This is a genomic window from Algibacter sp., from assembly GCF_049667265.1.
Taxonomy (GTDB): domain Bacteria; phylum Bacteroidota; class Bacteroidia; order Flavobacteriales; family Flavobacteriaceae; genus Algibacter_B.
Map to the genome: position 1 here is coordinate 1 of NZ_JBATHX010000315.1, position 2,431 is coordinate 2,431.

The window sequence follows — 2,431 nt, forward strand, 5'->3', positions numbered from 1 at the left end:
TTGTTTACATCTTAATTAAAACCTCTCGACTGCGCTCGAGGGGACAAAAAACTTAGTCTTCAAGCTTAGAAGACAACTCAAACCAACGTAATTCCTTGGTTTCTATGGTGTCAATAATTTTTTGAAGCTTGTCCGAAAGTTTGTTAATATCATCTTGCGATAAATCGGGGTTATGAAATTTGTTTTCTAATTCTTTTTTATCAAAGGCCAAAGTATTCAATTTGCTTTCAATATTTCTTAATTCTTTTTCTTCATTAAAAGAAAGTTTTGACGCTTCATTTTGTTTCCAAGATTGTTTTTCTTTTTTATCTTCTGTAGTTGTTGAAACTTCTATTGCTGGTTGGCTATCCTCATAAACTCTATAGTCGGTATAGTTTCCTGGGAAATCTTCAATTACGCCATCACCTCTAAAAACAAAAAGGTGATCAATAACTTTATCCATAAAATAGCGGTCGTGAGAAACCACAATAATACATCCAGGAAAGTCTAAAAGGAAACTTTCTAATACATTCAATGTTACAATATCCAAATCATTCGTGGGCTCATCAAGAATTAAAAAATTAGGATTCTGAATTAAAACGGTACATAAATATAAACGTTTACGCTCACCACCACTTAATTTTTCAACAAAATCATATTGCTTTTTTCTGCTGAATAAAAAACGCTCTAACAATTGTTGGGCACTAATTTGTTTTCCTTTTTTAAGGGGAATATAGTCCCCAAATTCTCGAATAACATCAATAACCTTTTGCTCAGGTTTTATGGTGATTCCATCTTGCGTGTAGTACCCAAATTTAACCGTGTCACCTTTTATAACTTTTCCGGAATCGGGTTTTGAAGTTTGGGTTAATAAATTTAGAAATGTCGTTTTTCCAGTTCCGTTTTTACCAATAATACCAACGCGTTCGCCTTTTTTAAAGGTATATTCAAAGCCATCAAGAATGGTTTTATCTTCAAAGGCTTTTGATACTTTATGGAATTCTAGAATTTTACTTCCTAGGCGTTCCATGTTTAATTCTAACTGAACTTCGTGGTCGTTTCTGCGTTGATGAGCACGGTGTTTAATATCGGCAAAATCGTCAATTCTAGACTTAGATTTTGTTGTTCTTGCTTTTGGTTGGCGACGCATCCAGGTAAGCTCTTTTTTGAAAAGTTGCTTCGCTTTTCCTGTTTCTACGGCCTCTCGCTCAATGCGTTCATCTCGCTTTTCTAAATAATACGAGTAATTTCCTTTATAGCTGTAAAGTGTCCCTTCATCCAATTCTATGATTTCATTACAAACGCGTTCTAAAAAATAACGGTCGTGCGTAACCATAAAAAGCGTCATATTTTCTTTGGAAAAAAACGCTTCTAGCCATTCAATCATTTCCAAATCTAAATGGTTTGTTGGCTCATCTAAAATTAATAAATCGGGTTTGTTAATTAAAGCATTAGCTAAAGCCAATCGTTTTTTTTGTCCGCCAGAAAGCACACTTACTTTTTGGTTTAAATCTTCAAGCTTAAGTTTAAAAAGTATTTGCCTGTACAGGGTTTCAAAATCCCAAGCTTGATGGCGATCCATCGCATCAAAAGCTTTTTGGTAAGCGTCTGTGTCCTCCGGGTTTAAAAGTGCTTTTTCGTAATTCGAAATAATTTTTAAAATAGGATTATCGCTCGCGAAAATAGTTTCTTCAACCGTTAAAGTCTCATCAAACTTAGGGTCTTGTGATAAAAAGGACACTTTAATATCTTTTCTAAAAATGACGTCGCCAGAATCAGCTACATCATCACCAGATAGAATATTTAAAATAGAGGTTTTCCCTGTACCGTTTTTGGCAACAAAGGCTATTTTTTGGTCCTTATGAACGCTAAAGGAAATAGCTTCAAAAAGCGTAAGTTCTCCGTATGATTTGGAGATGTTTTCTACAGTTAAATAATTCAAAAGCAAATATTTTCTGCAAATAACGCACAAAAAACCAAAAAACACGTTATAAGTTTTATTGTTCATAACGAAAACTTATATTTGTGAGAAATCAATTTGCCTCAATATGAAGAGTTATTTCCTGGTTGCTTTTATATTTATAAGCGTATTTTTTACTTCGTGTATAACCAATAAAGATGTTGTTTATTTACAAGATAAAGGCGATGGAAACGATAGTACAACAGTATTAACTGAATTACCAAAGCCTTATAAAGTTCAAGTTAATGATATTTTGAGTATTAATGTAAAAGCTTTAGATAAGGAGCTTGTGGGTATTTTTAATCCAATTGAACAAACTAATAATGCAGGGCAGGACCAGGCAGGCCTTTATTTTAATGGTTTTACTGTAGATATGCACGGGCGTATTGAGTTTCCTATTTTAGGAAAAATTAATGTGCTAGGATTTACTATTGAAGAAATAAAAACAAAAGTTAAAGATGAACTTTTGAAACAATATTTTAAAGAAACAGC

The 2,431-nt window shown here is 33.1% G+C and carries 2 protein-coding genes; one reads left to right on the forward strand and one right to left on the reverse strand.

Features of this window, described 5'->3' with window-relative positions; genetic code table 11:
- Window positions 1-52: 52 nt before the first annotated feature.
- The gene (locus WBN21_RS11280; RefSeq protein ID WP_424200322.1) at window positions 53-1,921 is read right to left on the reverse strand and encodes an ABC-F family ATP-binding cassette domain-containing protein; all 1,869 of its coding nucleotides are present in this window, start codon (window positions 1,919-1,921) and stop codon (window positions 53-55) included.
- A 106-nt stretch (window positions 1,922-2,027) separates the two neighbouring features.
- On the opposite strand from WBN21_RS11280, the gene WBN21_RS11285 reads away from it, so the two are divergent.
- On the forward strand, window positions 2,028-2,431 hold a 404-nt coding region (locus WBN21_RS11285; protein WP_424200324.1), incomplete at its 3' end, for a polysaccharide biosynthesis/export family protein.